The sequence below is a fragment of the Dactylosporangium sp. NPDC000521 genome, from assembly GCF_042898305.1.
Taxonomy (GTDB): Bacteria; Actinomycetota; Actinomycetes; order Mycobacteriales; family Micromonosporaceae; genus Dactylosporangium.
Window position 1 is genome coordinate 1060767 of the sequence record NZ_JBIAYW010000001.1, and the last position, 16736, is coordinate 1077502.

Genomic DNA, 16736 nt, shown 5'->3' on the forward strand with positions numbered 1-16736 from the left:
AGGAATCCGCCATGAAGCTGTTACGACCGGCCCTGCTGGCCACCGCCCTGGTCGTCTCGCTCACCGCCTGCGATTCGTCCACGACACCCAGCGCCGGCACGACCGACGCCAAAGGCGGGCAGATCGCCGTCGACCTGCCCCGCGCCGACTCCGACTTCTGGAACTCGTACGCGAAGTACATCCCGCAGTTCGCGAAGGACTCCGGCATCAACCTGATGACGCCGACGAACTCGCAGAACGACATCGCCAAGCTGGTCGCCAACACGCAGGCGCTGACCAGCCAGGGCGCGAAGGCGATCGTGATGGCGCCGCAGGACACCGGCGCGATCGCGACGACCCTCACCCAGCTGGAGCAGAAGAAGATCCCGGTCGTCACCGTCGACACCCGCCCCGACAAGGGCAAGGTCTTCATGGTCGTCCGCGCGGACAACCGCGCCTACGGGCAGAAGGCGTGCGAGTTCCTCGGCACGAAGCTCGGCGGCAAGGGCAAGGTGATCGAGTTCCAGGGATCGCTGTCCAGCGTCAACGGCCGGGACCGGTCGGAGGCGTTCGCCGAGTGCATGCAGAGCAAGTTCCCCGGCATCACCGTCTTCGCCGAGCCGACCGACTGGGAAGGTGCGAAGGCATCCGCGGCGCTGCAGACCCGCCTCGCCCAGCACCCCGACATCAACGGCATCTACATGCAGGCCGGCGGCGTGTTCCTCGCCCCGACGCTGCAACTGCTGCGCACCAAGAACCTCCTCGTGCCGCCGAGCGACCCGAAGCACATCTTCATCGTGTCCAACGACGGCATCCCGCAGGAGTTCGACGCCATCCGCAAGGGCGAGATCGACGCGACCGTGTCGCAGCCGGCCGACCTGTACGCCAAGTACGCCCTCTTCTACGCCAAGGCCGCGGTCGACGGCAAGACGTTCCAGCCCGGCAAGACCGACCACGACAGCACCATCGTCCAGGTCCGTGAAGGGCTGCTGGAGGACCAGCTGCCCGCCCCGCTCGTCACCAAGGACAACGTCGACGACTCGGCGTTGTGGGGCAACCAGATCGGCAAGTGATGAACAACGCACACGGTGCCGCGGGCGTCCATGCAGGCGCCCCGGCGGTGGAGGCCGTCCACACGAGCAAGCGCTTCGGCGCCACCACCGCGCTGCACGACGTCTCGATGTCGATCGCGCCCGGCAGTACCCACGCCCTCGTGGGCCGAAACGGCGCCGGGAAGTCGACGCTCGTGTCGCTGCTCACCGGCCTGCAGAGCCCCGACGCGGGCGCGATCGCCTTCGACGGCAAGCCGGCCCCGCCGGTCGCGGACCGGGCCGCGTGGCGGCGCCGCGTCGCGTGCGTCTTCCAGCGCTCCACCATCATCCCCGACCTGTCGGTGGCCGAGAACCTGTTCCTCAACCGCCAGGGCGACCTCGTTCGCTGGGGTGCGCTCCGGCGCAACGCGGCGCGGCTGCTGGAGGAGTACGCCGTCGACGTCGACCCGGCCGCCCGCGCCGGTGACCTCGGCGTCGAGCAGCGGCAGCTGGTCGAGATCGCCCGCGCGCTGTCGCAGGGTGCCCGGTTCATCATCCTCGACGAGCCGACCGCCCGGCTCGACGCGACGGCGATCGACCGGCTCTTCGGCCGGCTGCGGGCGCTGTCCGCGACCGGCGTGACCATGCTGTTCATCTCGCACCACCTGCAGGAGGTGTACTCGGTCTGCGACACCGTGACCGTGTTGCGGGACGCGCGGCATGTACTGACGGCGCCGGTGTCCGACGTGGACCACGACGCACTGGTCGCCGCGATGACCGGTGAGGCGGTCGGTCTGACCACCGTCGAGGCCCGCCCGCCCGTCGGCGAGGCCGCCCGGGTCGCGCTGCGCCTGGCGGGGCTGACGCTGCCCGGCTCGTACAGTGGCATCGACGTCGACGTGCGCGCCGGTGAGATCGTGGGCGTCACCGGATCCGGCAGCAGCGGCAAGGTCGCGCTCGCCGAAACGGTGGGTGGGCTTCGCCGCCCGACGAATGGGACCGTCAGCGTCGGCGAGCGGCCGGTGCCGCCGGGGAGCGTGCCGGCCGCGCTCGCCGCCGGGATCGGGCTCGTGCCGCAGGACCGGCACCGCGAGGGGCTGATCCCGCTGCTGTCGGTCGCGGAGAACGCGACCCTGCCGATCGCGGGGTCGTTCGGCCGGTTCGGCTACGTCGCGCCGGGCCGGCTACGGGAGAGCGCGCGGTCGTTCATCGAACGCTACGACATCCACGCCGAAGGCCCGGCCGCGCCGGTGAGCAGCCTGTCGGGCGGCAACGCCCAGAAGGTCGTGCTGGCCCGCGCCCTGAGCACGGAGCCGTCGGTGCTCGTCCTCATCAACCCGACCGCGGGCGTCGACGTGCGCTCCAAGGAGTCCCTGCTCGGCGCCGTCCGTGCCGCCGCCGACACCGGCACGGCGGTGCTCATGGTCTCCGACGAGCTCGACGACCTGCGCCACTGCGACCGGGTCCTCGTCATGTTCCACGGCCGCGTCGTGGCGGCCCTGCCCGCCGGGTGGAGCGACACCGACGTGGTCGCCGCCGTCGAAGGAGTCAACCGATGACCACAGTCCCGGCCCGGTTGTCCGGGATCCGCCTGGCCAGGATGCGGGACCTCACCCTCGTCCCGGCCATCCTGCTCCTGCTGATCGTCGGCGCGGTCGTCGACCCCGTCTTCCTGTCCAGCGCCAACATCGTCAACGTCCTGCAGCAGCAGACCGAGCTGTCGCTGCTGGTCCTCGCCGAGACGATCATCCTGATCGGCGGGCGGTTCGACCTGTCCCTGGAGTCGACGGTCGGCCTCGCCCCCGCGCTCGGCGTCGCCCTCGTCATCCCGGCCGCCAGCAACGGCCTCGGCACCGGCTGGCCGTCGGCCCTCGCCGTGCCGATCATCCTGCTCGTCGGGCTGCTGGTCGGCGCGCTGAACGGGCTGCTGATCCTGCGGTTCGGGCTGTCGGCGTTCATCGTCACGCTCGGCATGCTCATCGTGCTGCGCGGCCTGCAGATCGGTATCACCGGCGGGCAGAACCTGTTCGAGCTGCCGCCGTCGGTGCTGTACCTGGGCAACGCGACGTGGCTCGGGCTGCCGCTGTCGATCTGGCTGTGCGGGCTGCTGTTCGCCGTCGGGATCGCCGCCCTGGGCTGGTTCCGCCACGGCCGCGCCGTCTACGCCATCGGCGGCAACGTCGACGCCGCCCGCGCCGCCGGCATCCGCAGCGACCGCGTCATCTGGATCGTCTTCATGGTCGGCGGCACCCTCGCCGCCCTCGCCGGCCTGCTGATGACGGGCCGCCTCGGCTCCGTCGCCGCCGCACAGGGCCAGGGCATGATCTTCACGGTCTTCGCCGCCGCGGTCATCGGCGGCGTCAGCATGGACGGCGGCAAGGGCACGCTCTTCGGCGCGCTCTGCGGCGTGCTCGTCCTCGGCCTCATCAACAACATCCTGACCCTCGCGGGCGTCTCCGCGCAGTGGATCCAGGCGGTGTACGGCCTGATCATCCTCGTCGCGCTGATCCTCGCCCGGGTGACCACCGGCAAGGCGCAGGACTCATAGGCCGGCGTGGTGGGCGGTGTCTTGGCGGTCACCGCCCACCACGCCTTTCGGGAAACTTTCACGGTCCTGCGGCCGTATTCGCTGCTCAGGACCGCCGGGCACTTTCGAAAGATCCGATCGCACAGCACGCTCCCGCATTCGGCGACAGTTTGCGCTGACTGCATCGAAGGGAGCAGCAATGAACCATTCCAGACGCCTTCTGCTGGTCGGCGGGGCGTGCGCCGCGCTGGTCGCCGCGGGCGTGGTCGCGCTGACCACCGGCACCGCCAGCGCCGAGGCCGACCGTACCGTCACCGCGAACACCACCGGCACGCACAACGGCTACTTCTTCTCGTACTGGAAGGACACCGGCAACGTCACCATGCAGCTGGGCGCCGGCGGCTCGTACAGCGTCCAGTGGAGCAACATGAACAACACCGTCGTCGGCAAGGGCTGGAAACCCGGTTCCAGCCACACCGTGAACTACTCCGGCACGTTCAACGTGAACGGCAACGGCTATCTCGCGCTGTACGGGTGGACGACCAACCCGCTCATCGAGTACTACGTGGTGGAGAACTTCGGCAGCTACAACCCGAGCACCGGCGCGCAGCGCCTCGGCTCGGTGACGACCGACGGCAGCACGTACGACATCTACCGCACGCAGCGCGTGAACCAGCCCTCGATCATCGGCACCGCGACGTTCTACCAGTACTGGAGCGTCCGGCAGCAGAAGCGGACCGGCGGCACCATCACCACCGCCAACCACTTCAACGCCTGGGCCGGCCTCGGGCTGAACCTCGGCACGCACGACTACCAGATCCTCGCCACCGAGGGCTACCAGAGCAGTGGCAGCTCCAGCATCACGGTCAGCGAGGGCCCTGGCCCCGGCCCCACCACGACGTCGCCGCGGCCTTCGCAGGGCACGTCGAGCCCGCCCCCGGGCGGCGGCACCGCGGCGTGCCAGGTGACGAACGCCGTCAACGCCTGGAACACCGGCCTGACGGACAACATCACCATCACCAACACCGGCACGACACCGATCAACGGCTGGTCGCTGCGGTTCAACCTCGCGGCCGGGCAGACGATCACGTCCGGCTGGAGCGCGACGTACTCGCCGAGCAGCGGCCAGGTCACCGCGACCAACGTGAGCTACAACGGCTCCATCGCGCCGGGCGCCTCGACGACGATCGGCTTCCAGGCCAACCACACCGGCAACTCGGGCGCTCCGAGCGGCTTCACCCTCAACGGCGCCGCCTGCCGCTGAGGTTCCCCGGGCCGCGCCGGTTCCCGTTCCGGCGCGGCCCGCTGCGTGCCTTGCACATTCAGCGGGTTTCCACGGATGTACCGGTTGCCGGCGGGTCGAGCAGGGCCGCGGCGACGGTGTCGACGTACCAGCGCTGGAAGCGCTCCGGCGGCCGGCCCCGCCGGCGGACGAGCCAGTCGTGGCTGCGCACGTCCATGGCCGGCCACAGCACATCGGCCGCCGTGTCGGCGGTGTGCTCCGGCCGCAGCTGCCCGGTGGACGCCAGTTCGGCGGCGAACATGCCCATGCCGGTGCGGCGGTCGTCGACGTTCTTGCTGGCTGTGACCTTCCTGCCGGATCCATGACTGGCTATGCTTGGCGCGATGCCGAAGCAGTTCCGTCCCAGCCGCGGCCGCCGCGTCGGTGACGCCGTCATCGGGCTGTTCGTCCGCGCCGGCCTGATTCCCGCCACGTACATGCTGACGACCACGGGCCGGAAGACCGGGCGCCCGCTGACGCACCCCGCGACGATCGTCGACGACGGGGACCGGCGCTGGCTGGTCGCACCCTATGGCCCCGTGTCGTGGGTCCACAACGCCCGCGCCTCGGGCCGCGTCTCGCTGTCGCGTCGCGGCCGCCGGCAGCTGTACTCCGCGCGGGAGGTCCCACCCGACGAGACCGGCGAGGTGCTGCGACGCTACGTCACGGTGGCGACCGCCACCCGCCCGTACTTCGCCGCGACCAAGGACGATCCACCCGCCGCCTTCCTGCCGGAGGCCCACCGCCACCCGGTGTTCGAACTGCTCCCCCTGCCCGCGGATCAGGGCGCCTGAAGCAGGTCGACCAGCAGCTCCGACAGCGCGGCCGGGTCGCAGGCGCCGAGCGGGATGCGGCGGGCCAGCTGCAGGTGGTTCGACCAGACGTCGTCCACCCACAGTTCGGTGATCTGCTGCTCGGCCGGGTTGCCCATGCTGTACCTGCCGACACCCGGCGAGATCTCGGCGACCAGGGCGAGACCGCCGGGCAGCGCGCGGGCCAGTTGGGTGTGCGGGGGCTGCGACAGCCCGTTGCCCTGCCAGCCGCCGCGGTCCAGCAGCGTCACGATCCGGTCGGTCGGCACGGGGCGGAGGCCCGCCATGCTCGTCGCGGCGCGCTGCGCCCCGGTCAGCACCACCACGGGCCGGCCCAGCTGCGGGAACGTCGGCAGCAGCTCGTAGTCCGCGACGATCCGCGCCCAGCGTTTCAGGTCGCCGTCGAGGTCCGCGGGGTGCACGATGCCGAGCATGCCGTCGGTCGTCGCGGTCGCGTCGTCGATGTCGGCGAAGCTGCCGTCCTCCGCGACGCGCAGCGCCCGTGCCAGCCGGCCGGCGGTGTCGTACTCGCCCCACAGCAGCCGCCGGGCGAGCGGGCCGAGGATCGGGTGCGGCAGGAGCACCTCCCGCACGTCCCGGGCGGGGCGGAGGCGGCGGGCGAGCATGTCGCGTCGCAGGCGCGCGGTCTGTGCCGCCGCGGTGGCCCGCAGGTCCTTCTTGTACTGCAGGAACTGCTGGTACGCCTCGGGGTTGGTGTCCCTGGCGCCGGGCTTGGGCGGCCGCGCCAGCCGCACGCCGTGCTCGTCGAGCGCGAACGCCGTCAGGTGCTCGTCGGCGACGACCGTGAACGTGCGCGGCCCGTAGTCGAAGGTGACGCCCGTGTCGAGACCATGGGTGGTCGCCAGCCGGTCGGCCAGCTGCGTCACGGACAGCCCGCGCCGTGCGGCCGCCTCCGTGAGGTACGCGGTGGCGCGGTCGTTCGTCGGCCCGCCCGACATGTTCTCCTCGATCGCGAGCAGGTGCCGCAGCGCCACGTCGGTGCCGACGGTCGCCAGCACCGCCAGCCCGTCGATGGCGCGCGCGTAGCGGCTGCGTGGGGGCCAGGACCGCACCAGCGGCGCGAGCACGTCCATCGTGGTGTCGTCGCCGACGTGGGCCTGCGCCAGCACCACCCAGGCGTCCGCGGCCTGCATGCCGTCGGCCAGCCAGGCGTCCAGCAGCGCCCGCCCGAAGGCGGCGAGGCTGGTGCGGTCACAGTCGGCGATGAGCTTCTCCGCTTCCGGTTCCGCGGGGTGTACGAACGGCTGCGGCGCTTCCGCCGACTCCACGGCCAGCGGCACACCCCCGCCGTCCGGCGCCGGGTCGCCCGGTGGGGGTTCGGGTGCCGCCGCGAGCCGCGACCAGGTCAGCGCCGCGACGAGACGCTTGACGTCCTCCTGCGGCATCGCTTCGCCATGGACCAGCCGGATCTCCGGCAGCGACCACGCCTTCACCTTCCGGGCCGGCAGCGCCGCACCCGTTCCCACCTCGCACAGCGCGGTGACCGTGCCCGTGCCGCACCGCTCGACGGCTTCGACCACGGTCTCTTCGTGGCCTGTCGCGGCCAGGTGCCGCAGCGCGTCCTCGGCCTGCTGGCGGGGCCTGCCCGGGCGGCCGGCCGCGACCGGCGCCAACGCCGACGCCGCCGTCCGGGGGTGCCGCTCCAGCCACAGCCGCGCCCACAGCCGCGCCGAGCCGAGATGCCGCAGCCACCCGGCGACCAGCGAGGCCATCTCCGGCCCCCGGAACGGCAGCACCAGGAAGCCGAGCCGGTCGGCGTTCGTACCCACGTCGCGCAGCACCAGCGGCCACGCGTCCAGCTCGAACCGCGCGACCGCGACCCGGTCCACGTCGATCTGCTGCCGGTGATGCAGCAGCGCCAGCGGTCTGCCCAGCAGTGCCCGCGCGGACGACTCCGGCCCGCGGACCAGCAGCCACGACTGCTGCGCCGGGGTCAGGTCAGACAGCTGGTCGGCGCCCGCCACCGCCGCGGCCCAGTCGTCCTGCTCCCGCCCGTGCTCCAGCGCCGCCGCCCTCGCCCACCACCGCTCCCGCTCCCCGTCCTCCCACGCCATCGCCATCCCGGCCGGCTCCGCACGGGCCAGCCCGTCGACCATCTCCGGCTCGCCCGCCGCCATCACGCCTCCCCAGGTACGTTCCGGTGCACGACCGTACCCCCTGCGACGGACGACCTCTCCGGCACCAGACCCGGCCGGCGGTTACAGTACCCAGGTGTCGATCTTGGAGATCTCCGACCTGATCGTCCGGCACGACCCGGCGACCGGTGCGCGGCTGCCGGTGCGGCGCGACGACGTGCTCGCGGCGCTGCGCGCGGCCGGTGACCGGCGCGGGGCCCGGATCGCGGAGGCGCTGCCGCACCGCGACGGCGTGCTCGACACCGACGCGGCGGAGCGGCTGCTGGTGCGCACGCACACCGAGCTGCAGCGGCTCAATGAGGAGCTGCGGATCGCCGAGCAGCTGGCGGAGCTGCTCGGCCCGCTGCTGGCCGCGGTCGCCCGGGACGGTGAGCGGCCACGGATCGTCGACGTCGGCTGCGGCATCGGGTACGCCATCCGGTGGCTCGCGACCACCGGTGTGCTCGGCGACGTGGAGCTGTGCGGCGTCGACCTCAACGCCGCGCTCGTCGCCGAGGCGAGCAGGCTGGCCGAGGCCGAGGGGCTGACCTGCCGGTTCACGCACGGGGACGCGTTCGCCCTGCCCGGCGGGGCGACCGTGTACATCTCCTCCGGGCTGCTGCACCACCTGCGCGGCGACGAGCTCGGCGCGTTCTTCCGCGCGCAGGCCGCCGCCGGTGCCCGGGCGTACTGCCACTTCGACATCGCCGCGACCCGGCTGGCGCCGCTGGGTGCGTGGATGTTCCACCGGGCGCGGATGCGCGAGCCGCTGGGCCGGCACGACGGCGTCGCGTCGGCCCGCCGCGCCCACGAGGATCACGCGCTGCTCGAAGCGGCCCGGTCGGCGCCCGGCCTGGAGCCGCTGCTGCACCGGCCGATGCGCCACAGCAACCCGTTCTGCGCGTCGGTGCGCCCCCTGCTCGGCGTGCGGCCGGAGCACGGGCCGGCGCTGCGCACCGCGCTCGGCCCGGCCGCGCGCCACCTGGTCGCCGTGAGCGGACCGGAGCGCCGGGCGTGGTAGCCGCGGTGCTCGTCGCGATCGCGCTGGTGGACGCCGCGCTCGCCGGGTTCCGCGTCGCGACCGGGCGCAACGGCCGCATCCGCAAGCGCGCCTTCTACCGCACGGCGATGCGGCGCGGGCTGGTCACCGGCGCGGCCGTGCTCGGCGGGCTGGCGCTCGTGCTCGGGGCCGTGCTGGTCACCGCGCCGGATCCGGGCACCCGGTACGCCGAGCTCGCCCGGACCGGAGCCGCCATGCTGTGGATCATCGGCCCGTTCGCCGCCGTCGTCCTGCTCACGCTCGCCGGCTACGCGGTCCTGCCCCAGCGACCGGCGACGTTCCTCATCCTGCTCGGCCTGGGCCCGCTGACCCTGCTGCGCCCGTGGGTGACTGTCGCCGCGGGCGCCACGGCCGCCTGGACGGCGCCGAACGCACCGGCGGCCGCCTGCGCCATCCTCGCCGTGGCCGGCGTGCTCACGGTCGAACCGTTGGTCCACCGGCGCTGGTACCGGGAGCCCGCCTGAGGTTCATGGCTGCCGTGCGGGTGGTGCGCCGACCCGGATCGGCGTCGCCGGACACGCCGTCGGCGTACACCCGGGTGAAGGCGGACAGTCGCTCGTCGCGCGGATCGGCCACGTCGACGTAACGGTCGATGAACGCCGTCAGCGTCGCCGGCTCCCGGTCCGGCACCCAGACGTACACGTCGATGCAGGACGGCATGTGACCGCCTCCAGCCCGGTCCGGGCAGACCGCAATGGCAGGCGAATATCCTCGAGGCGTGATGGGGATCTCGCTGGGGATGGACGCCGACCACCGGGACGCGGAGCGGGTGCTGCGCGCGGACGGGTGGACCTGGTGCGGCGCGGGCGACTGGGCGATCGCGCTCCGCTCACCGGACGGCGCGACGGTCGCGCGGATCAGCCCGTTCGACCCGACGGGCCCGTACGCCGCAGCCCTGTACCGGGAGGCGGCCCACACCCGGCAGGTCCCGGCGCTGTTCGCGCACCGCCGGCTCGCCGGCGGCGGCGACCTGCAGGTGCTCGAATGGCTGCGGCCCGTCGGCCAGGACGAGGCCGCCGCCTTTCACCGCGCACTCGCCGCCCGTACACCTGACGTCGCCGCACTCGCCGATGTCGTGCGACAGGTCCACGAGCGTGCCTGCCAGGCCCTCCCCTGGTGCGGGCCGCTGGACACCAACCCGGCCAACGTCATGCGCGCCGCCGACGGGCGGCTCGTCCTGGTCGACCCGTACTACGCCGACGGCCCGAACCTGTACGCGACCGCGGCCAGCGACCCGGACCGCGTCGCCGCCCTCATCCCGGAGTCCGAGCGGCGCTTCATGACCGAGATCCCCCTGGCCGGCTCCGGCCCCTGGCTCCCCGAGGAGCGGGCGGCGATGCGCACCGCCCTCGCCGCCGCCGACGCCCGCGCCTGATCACCGCGGACCTACTGTTGCCGGCGGACCATCTCGGCGATCCACACCGGCGCGTACGGGGACGTGCAGTTGGGCGGGGTCGGGTAGTCCTTGAGGACCTGCAGGCGCTCGCCGATCGCGATGGCGCGGGCGCGGTGGTCGGGGTGCTCGATGCCGATCTGGGCGAGGCAGTGGTTCATCGCCCACTGCAGCCGGTCCGGGGCGTCCTTCATGTCCGCCTCGATGGTGTCGAGCAGCGCCGCGAGGTCGAGACCGGCAGGCTTCTTCGCGACCCGGTCGGTGGTCAGCGCCCAGCCGGCGCCGGCGACGACCGGGTCGTCGTCCGCGAGCCAGGCCACCCGCAGCTCCTCGACCGCCGGGTGCTTCTTCACCACGTAGCCGACGAGCCAGTCGTGCACCTTGGGCGCCCGGGCGTCGCGCAGCATCGCGTCGAGCTCGTCGCCGGTGAACGCCTTCGGCCGGCAGATCAGCAGCGCCAGCAGCCGGGCCGCCGTGTCCCCCGTGCCCCACAGCTGGACCGCGAGGTCCTGCTGCGTCTTGAGCCGCTTCGCGATCGCCCGGAGCTTGCCGAGGTTCACGCCGTGGTCGTCGCCGTGCCTCTCGTTCACGGCGCGCGCCTTCGGGTCCTCGAGCGCGGCCAGCTCGGCCATCACCTCGGCGACCGTCGTGTCAGCCATCGCCGCGACCGCCCAGTCCGGGTGCGGGCTTCACGCGGCTCAGCCACGCCGCGGCCTCTTCGGGCGGGAGCGTGCCGTCCACCCGCAGCAGCGGCGTCATCAGCGGGTACTGGCGGCCGGTGTTCCAGCTGCGCGGGTACGGCTCGGGGTCGAGCACGACCACCCGCACCCCGTCGAGGTGCGGGATGTCGGCGGGCGTCCCTTCGTTCCAGATCCACTCGCCGTGGGCGTCGGCGAGGTTCCAGTTGCCGCGCAGGCCGCCGGCGGGCTGCAGATCCTCGCCGGTGCCGGCGGCGGCCACCTCCACCGCCGTCGGCGGGCGGCCCGGAAGCAGGCCCTGGGCGGGATCGCCGATCAGGGCCGCGGCGAGCAGGGTGTGCAGCTGGAAGTTGTCGCCGATCCCGCCGATCGTCACGCGGTACCCGCGCCCCGTGCCGGCGAACCCCCGGTCCAGGACCAGCAGCGGCTCGTCGTCGAGCACCCGGAGGAGCCCGCCCAGCCAGTGCGGCGCGCCGTGGGTCTCGCCGACCCGTGCGACCGCCGCGGCGAGCCGGTCCCGCTGCGGGAGCATCGCCCGGATGTCGGCGCGCTGACACAGGTACAGCATGGGCTGCACCAGATCGTCGGCGCAGAACCACGCCTGGCCGAGCACCGCCGCCTCGCCGACATCGAGGCCGTGTCCACTGCCCGGGCCGGTGAACCGATCCATTGTCGCGTCGACCTCGTCGTGCGCGCCGGGCGACGGCGGCTCCCCGAACGCGGCCCGGTGCAGCTCGGCGAAGCGCGCGGCCGCCTCCATCGCCGCCGCGGCCCGGTCGACGAGCGCCGGCAGGACCACGCCCGGGTCGGTGCCGTATCCGGCCATGCCGCCGACCAGCGGCGCCACGGCGCCGCCGATGAAGAACGGGAGGCGGCCGAGGTACGGCTCGATGCGCGCGAGCGCGGCCTGCACCTCATCGGGCGTGGCGCCGGGCACGGCATCCGCGACGCCCGGCAGCGCGTGGTCCAACGCCTCGAGGTCCTGTCCGTCCAGCGCCGCGAGCAGTGCCTTGACCTGACCGGCGAGCGACGCCATCGGTGCATCCATGCCGGTGATCGTAGCGACCGGCTCCCCGCGACGGGCGGAGATCGGCGTGACGCCACCGTGGCCTGAGCGTTCTACGCTGCTGCGATGATCAGCCGGCTCGCGCAGTCCCTGAGCTTCGAGGTGCACCACCGGTCGCACCGCCGGATGACGGCCGTCCTGAGCACCGTCGCCAGGGCGCTGCGGTGTGAGTTCACCCCTGTCGAGCACCCCGACCTCGCCGACGCCTCCTCGGCGACGCTCTTCGGGATGCACGTGCTCCTCGGCGCGCTCACGTCGGAGGGCGCCGGCACCACGTACGTGCTGCGCGGCGAGACGTCCGGGCTGACCGGCCAGCACACCGAGTACATCGACCTGAGTCCGCACGTCGCCGGCCTGCTCGTCCACGGAGCGGGGCACTGGGAACCCGCACGCGACGGCCGAGCATGATTGCGGGCGGCGACACCGCCGAGTTCGCCGCGAACCCCGGAGGGATGTGCATGGCCGCTTCGACGACGGTGCTGCTGGAGGGGCTGCGCCGGGCCGGGCTGCGGGACGTCGACGCCGTGGAGCCGGCGAGCGGCGGGCTCGCGGCGCTCGCGGGCATCGCGACCCGCCGCGACGGTCCGCCGGTGTTCGTGAAGGCCTTCGCCGACGCGCCGGGCGACGACGTGTTCGAGGCCGAGGCCGAAGGGCTGGCCGCGCTGCGCGAGCTCGGCGGCATGGCGACGCCCGACGTGGTCCTGGCGGGCCGGGACCTGCTCGTGCTGTCGATGCTGGCGGCGAGGCCGAGCAGCGAGGCGTTCTGGGAGCGGTTCGCGCACGCGCTCGCCGGGCTGCACACGAGCACGACCCACACCCGGTTCGGCTGGCACCGCGACAACTGGCTGGGCCGTCGCCGGCAGAGCAACGCCTGGGACGACGACGGTTTCGCGTTCTTCGCGCGGCACCGGCTGCTGCGGTGGCTCGGGGAGCCACGGGTCGACGCGGCGCTCGAGCCCGCCGACCGGGCGGCGCTGGAGCGGCTGTGTCACCGGCTGCCCGAGCTGCTGCCGGAGCGGCCCGCCTGCCTGACGCACGGTGACCTGTGGGCGCAGAACGTCATGGCCGCCCCGGACGGGCGGCCCGCGGTGATCGACCCGGCCGTGTCGTACACGTGGGCCGAGGTCGACCTGGCCCACGTCTGGTCCACGTCGCCCCCGCCCGAGGCGCGGCGGTTCTTCGAGGTGTACGCGGAGCTGACCGCGCTCGACGCCGGCTGGCCGGCCCGGATGCCGATCATCCAGCTGCGACAGCACCTCGCCGTGCTGGCCCAGTTCGACGACGACTGGGGCGCGGCCGACCACATCCGTGCCACCCTCGCCCCGTTCCGGACGCGCACCTGACACCGGGTTCGATGTGCGCACTGTCAGGCCGGTCACCGCTCGTGAACCACCTCACCGTCGATGAAGACGAGGTCGGCGGCCGTTTCGTAGAGGGTCGCGTCCGGTTCGAACGGGTCGCGGTCCAGGACGACCAGGTCGGCGGCCTTGCCGGGCGCGATGGAGCCGGTGAGGTCGTCGGTGCCGTTCACGTACGCGGAGCCGAGGGTGTAGGCGGTCAGGGCCTGGTCCAGGGTCAGCGCCTCGCGAGGGAGCATCGGGACCTGGGAGGTCGGCCAGTCGGCCTCGGCGGAGACGGGGGGCTCCGTGCGGTGGACGGCGACGTGGATGGCCCACCACGGGTTCGGGGTCGTCACGGGCCAGTCGCTGCCGGCGGCGAGGCGTCCGCCGGCGCGGGCGATCGAGCCGAACGGGTACTGCCACGCGGCGCGTTCGGGGCCGAAGAACGGGACGCAGAGGGTGTCGTTCTGCTCGTGGTGGGTCGCCCAGAGCGCCTGGATGTTGGCGGTGACGTCCAGCGCGGCGAACCGCGGTACGTCGGAAGGGTGCACGACCTGCAGGTGCGCCAGGTGGTGACGAGGCCCCGAGAAGCCCGCGGCACGGGCGGCGGCAACGGCGTCGAGGCATTCGCGGACCGCGCGGTCACCGATGGCGTGGAAGTGGACGCCGAAGCCCGCGGCGGCCAGTTGCCGCACGAAGAAGGCCAGGCGGGCGGGGTCGACGTTGGAGTGGCCGCAGTGGGCGCCCTGGCCGACGTACGGGTCGATCATCGCGGCGGTGAAGTTCTCAGCCACGCCGTCCTGCATGATCTTCACGGCGGTGGCGCGGAAGCGGCCGTGCCCGGCGGCGGCGCGGCGGGACTCGAAGAGGGCGATCTGCGACTCGTCGCCGGCGCGGTCCCACCACAGCGCACCGGTGACGCGGGCGCGCAGTACACCGGCCGCATCCGCCGACAGGTAGGTGTCGAACTGGTCGCGGGTGCCGGCATACGAGCCGACGATCGCGTCCTGCCAGCCGGTGATGCCGAGACTGAAGAGGTACCGCTGGGCCTCGGCGAGCGCGCGGTCGTAGTCCTCGGCGGTGTCCGCCGGCAGCAGGCCGGTGACCAGGTCCATGGCGCCCTCGTGCAGCACCCCGGTCGGCTCGCCGGAGGCGTCCCGCTCGATCCTGCCGCCGGCCGGGTCGGCGGTGTCACGGGTGATGCCCGCGAGCGCCAGTGCGCGGCTGTTCACCCACGCCGAGTGGTGGTCGCGGTTGGGCAGGAAGACGGGGCGCCCGGCAGCGACGGCGTCCAGGTCGTCGCGGTGCGGCAGGCCGCCGGGGAACGCGGCCATCGACCAGCCGCCGCCGGTGATCCAGCCGGAGCCGGGGTACGCGGCGACGGCGGCCAGGTACTCGGCCTTCGTGTGCCATGGCGTGAGGTCGCAGCGCAGCCGCTCCAGGGCGCCGGAGACGGGGTGGATGTGCGCGTCCTGCAGGCCGGGGACGAGCGCCCGGCCGTCCAGATCGACGACGTCGAAGGCACCGCCGGACAATTCGGATAAAACAGAGGCGCGGTCGCCAACGGCGACGATCCGCCCGTCACGGACCGCGACAGCGGAAGCAGGACCGGCGCCGAACACCCGGCCGCCGATGAACAACAGCGCACTCATGCAGGGCAGCATGACGGGCAACGGTGGGGGTACGCAAAGGGTCCGCCCCGTTGACCGGCATGCCCGTCGATGTGATGGTGCCATCACCACATCGACGGTCGGCGAAGTGTCCGCGGTATCCCCGCGGGCGCCCGCTGCGTTCCCCCCAACCCGAAGGGACCACCCACCCATGCGCACAAGACGGGTCATCGCGATCGGCGCGGCCGTGCTCGCCGTCGCCGCGAGCGTCGTCGCCGGGCCTGCGCCCGCCCAGGCGGTCCAGGTCACCGGCCTGACGGCGACGATCGCCCTGAACAACTGCTCCGGTGCTCTGGTCCGGTACCCCACGTCGGTCGACAGCGACCGGGCGATGCTGCTCACCAACGGCCACTGCTACGAGGGCGGCTTCATCAACGCCGGGGTCGTGCTGCAGAACCGGACCAGCTCGCGCACCGGCACGCTGCTGGGCAACACCGGCAACTCGCTGGGCACCGTGCGCGCCGACAAGCTGATCTACGCGACGATGACGAACACGGACGTCGCGCTGTACCAGCTGACCCAGACGTTCGCGCAGATCAAGACCAGCTTCAACACCACGGCCCTGACGATCGCCGGCACCCACCCGGCCGACGGCGCGGCGATGACGATCCCGTCCAGCTACTGGAAGCAGGTCTGGACCTGCACCATCAACGGCTTCGTGCCCACCCTGCGCGAGGACCAGTGGACCTGGCACGACTCGATCCGCTACAACACCGGCTGCCAGACCACGCACGGCACGTCCGGCTCGCCGATCGTGTCGTCGGCGGACAACACCGTCATCGGCATCAACAACACCGGTAACGACGACGGTGCCAGCTGCACGCTGAACAACCCGTGCGAGGTCGACGCGAACGGCAACGTCTCGGTCCACCAGGGCCAGAGCTACGGTGAGCAGACCTACTGGTTCACCACCTGCCTCAACTCGTCGCGGGCCATCGACCTGACGATCGCCGGCTGCCTGCTCACCAAGCCCGCCGGCACCGGCAACACGGTCACCGTCACCAACCCGGGCGCGCAGACCGCGACGGTCGGCACGGCGAAGTCGCTGCAGATCTCGGCCTCGTCGTCCGGTTCGGGCCAGACGCTGACCTACTCGGCGACCGGCCTGCCCGCGGGTCTCACCATCAACTCCAGCACCGGCCTCATCTCCGGCACCCCGACGACCGCCCAGACCACCACGTCGACGGTCACCGCGACGGACACCACGGGCGCGAGCGGGACGGCATCGTTCGGCTGGACGGTCAGCGGTGGCGGCGGCACGTGCAGCGGCCAGAAGCTGCTCAACCCCGGCTTCGAGTCCGGCGCCACCTCGTGGACCGGCACGACCGGCGCGATCGGCCAGTGGGCTTCGCAGGGCCAGCCCGCCCGCACCGGCACCTACTCGGCCTGGCTCCTCGGCTACGGCTCCACCCACACCGAGTCCATCTCCCAGTCGGTCACCATCCCCGCCGGCTGCTCGGCGACCCTGACCTTCTACGTGCACATCGACACCGCCGAGACGACCAGCACCACGGCCTACGACAAGCTCACCGTCACGGCCGGCTCCACCACCCTCGGCACGCTGTCCAACCTCAACAAGGCCACCGGGTACCAGGCCAAGACCTACAGCCTGAACGCCTTCGCCGGCCAGACCGTCACCCTCAAGTTCAACGGCACGGAGGACTCTTCCCTGCAGACCTCCTTCGTCCTGGACGACCTGGCCGTCACGGTCAGCTAGTCCGGGTGGCCCGCACCCGGGAAGAA

The 16736-nt window shown here is 72.8% G+C and carries 16 protein-coding genes; 11 read left to right on the forward strand and 5 right to left on the reverse strand.

Annotation, left to right across the window (positions count from 1 at the left end; all coding sequences use genetic code 11):
* The first annotated feature begins 11 nt into the window (after nt 1–11).
* The 4 genes from ACFY3L_RS05070 to ACFY3L_RS05085 all read left to right on the forward strand — a co-directional run bounded on the left by ACFY3L_RS05070 (nt 12) and on the right by ACFY3L_RS05085 (nt 4801).
* Complete coding sequence (locus tag ACFY3L_RS05070; protein WP_389318830.1) at nt 12–1052, forward strand: sugar ABC transporter substrate-binding protein; 1041 nt, start codon at nt 12–14, stop codon at nt 1050–1052.
* Nucleotides 1052–2569 carry a sugar ABC transporter ATP-binding protein gene (locus ACFY3L_RS05075; RefSeq protein ID WP_389318831.1) on the forward strand — a complete coding sequence of 506 codons (1518 nt, stop codon included), beginning with the start codon at nt 1052–1054 and terminating at the stop codon, nt 2567–2569. The genes ACFY3L_RS05070 and ACFY3L_RS05075 overlap by 1 nt, the downstream gene beginning before the upstream one ends.
* Nucleotides 2566–3558 carry an ABC transporter permease gene (locus ACFY3L_RS05080; protein ID WP_389318833.1) on the forward strand — a complete coding sequence of 331 codons (993 nt, stop codon included), beginning with the start codon at nt 2566–2568 and terminating at the stop codon, nt 3556–3558. Before ACFY3L_RS05075 ends, ACFY3L_RS05080 begins: the two co-directional genes overlap by 4 nt.
* A 178-nt stretch (nt 3559–3736) precedes the next feature.
* A complete protein-coding gene (locus ACFY3L_RS05085) occupies nt 3737–4801 on the forward strand; it encodes a glycoside hydrolase family 11 protein (protein ID WP_389318835.1) in 1065 nt (354 codons plus the stop codon).
* A gap of 58 nt (nt 4802–4859) precedes the next feature.
* Here ACFY3L_RS05085 and ACFY3L_RS05090 read toward each other — a convergent pair whose 3' ends face one another.
* Nucleotides 4860–5081: a hypothetical protein gene (locus ACFY3L_RS05090; RefSeq protein ID WP_389318837.1), complete on the reverse strand. Its 222-nt coding sequence runs from the start codon at nt 5079–5081 to the stop codon at nt 4860–4862.
* Nucleotides 5082–5163: 82 nt separating this feature from the next.
* On the opposite strand from ACFY3L_RS05090, the gene ACFY3L_RS05095 reads away from it, so the two are divergent.
* Nucleotides 5164–5613 carry a nitroreductase family deazaflavin-dependent oxidoreductase gene (locus ACFY3L_RS05095; RefSeq protein WP_389318839.1) on the forward strand — a complete coding sequence of 150 codons (450 nt, stop codon included), beginning with the start codon at nt 5164–5166 and terminating at the stop codon, nt 5611–5613.
* On the opposite strand, the gene ACFY3L_RS05100 is transcribed toward ACFY3L_RS05095, so the two are convergent.
* Nucleotides 5601–7769 carry a DUF4132 domain-containing protein gene (locus ACFY3L_RS05100; RefSeq protein WP_389318841.1) on the reverse strand — a complete coding sequence of 723 codons (2169 nt, stop codon included), beginning with the start codon at nt 7767–7769 and terminating at the stop codon, nt 5601–5603. The two genes, ACFY3L_RS05095 and ACFY3L_RS05100, sit on opposite strands and share 13 nt — an antisense overlap.
* 94 nt (nt 7770–7863) lie before the next feature.
* Here ACFY3L_RS05100 and ACFY3L_RS05105 point away from each other — a divergent pair, with 94 nt between their 5' ends.
* From ACFY3L_RS05105 to ACFY3L_RS05115, 3 genes are all read left to right on the forward strand, one after another.
* A complete protein-coding gene (locus ACFY3L_RS05105; protein WP_389318843.1) occupies nt 7864–8787 on the forward strand; it encodes a class I SAM-dependent methyltransferase in 924 nt (307 codons plus the stop codon).
* Entirely contained in the window at nt 8781–9290 is a 510-nt protein-coding gene (locus ACFY3L_RS05110) for an oxidoreductase (RefSeq protein WP_389318845.1), read from the forward strand. Before ACFY3L_RS05105 ends, ACFY3L_RS05110 begins: the two co-directional genes overlap by 7 nt.
* Nucleotides 9291–9544: 254 nt before the next feature.
* Nucleotides 9545–10201 carry a hypothetical protein gene (locus ACFY3L_RS05115; RefSeq protein WP_389318847.1) on the forward strand — a complete coding sequence of 219 codons (657 nt, stop codon included), beginning with the start codon at nt 9545–9547 and terminating at the stop codon, nt 10199–10201.
* Nucleotides 10202–10212: 11 nt separating this feature from the next.
* Here ACFY3L_RS05115 and ACFY3L_RS05120 read toward each other — a convergent pair whose 3' ends face one another.
* Both ACFY3L_RS05120 and ACFY3L_RS05125 read right to left on the reverse strand, forming a co-directional pair.
* The gene (locus ACFY3L_RS05120) at nt 10213–10878 is read right to left on the reverse strand and encodes a DNA alkylation repair protein (protein ID WP_389318849.1); all 666 of its coding nucleotides are present in this window, start codon (nt 10876–10878) and stop codon (nt 10213–10215) included.
* Nucleotides 10871–11965, reverse strand: coding sequence for a hypothetical protein (locus ACFY3L_RS05125; protein WP_389318851.1), 1095 nt, complete (start codon nt 11963–11965; stop codon nt 10871–10873). Before ACFY3L_RS05125 ends, ACFY3L_RS05120 begins: the two co-directional genes overlap by 8 nt.
* Nucleotides 11966–12049: 84 nt before the next feature.
* Between ACFY3L_RS05125 and ACFY3L_RS05130 the strand changes: the two genes are divergently transcribed.
* On the forward strand, nt 12050–12391 hold the full coding sequence (locus tag ACFY3L_RS05130) for a hypothetical protein (RefSeq protein WP_389318853.1): 342 nt from the start codon (nt 12050–12052) through the stop codon (nt 12389–12391).
* Between the two features lie 50 nt (nt 12392–12441).
* Nucleotides 12442–13326 carry a fructosamine kinase family protein gene (locus ACFY3L_RS05135; RefSeq protein ID WP_389318855.1) on the forward strand — a complete coding sequence of 295 codons (885 nt, stop codon included), beginning with the start codon at nt 12442–12444 and terminating at the stop codon, nt 13324–13326.
* A 32-nt stretch (nt 13327–13358) separates the two neighbouring features.
* Here ACFY3L_RS05135 and ACFY3L_RS05140 read toward each other — a convergent pair whose 3' ends face one another.
* Nucleotides 13359–14975 (reverse strand): amidohydrolase, encoded by a 1617-nt coding sequence (locus ACFY3L_RS05140; protein ID WP_389318857.1) that lies wholly within the window; start codon nt 14973–14975, stop codon nt 13359–13361.
* A 169-nt stretch (nt 14976–15144) separates the two neighbouring features.
* On the opposite strand from ACFY3L_RS05140, the gene ACFY3L_RS05145 reads away from it, so the two are divergent.
* The gene (locus ACFY3L_RS05145; protein WP_389318859.1) at nt 15145–16710 is read left to right on the forward strand and encodes a putative Ig domain-containing protein; all 1566 of its coding nucleotides are present in this window, start codon (nt 15145–15147) and stop codon (nt 16708–16710) included.
* Nucleotides 16711–16736 lie beyond the last annotated feature (26 nt).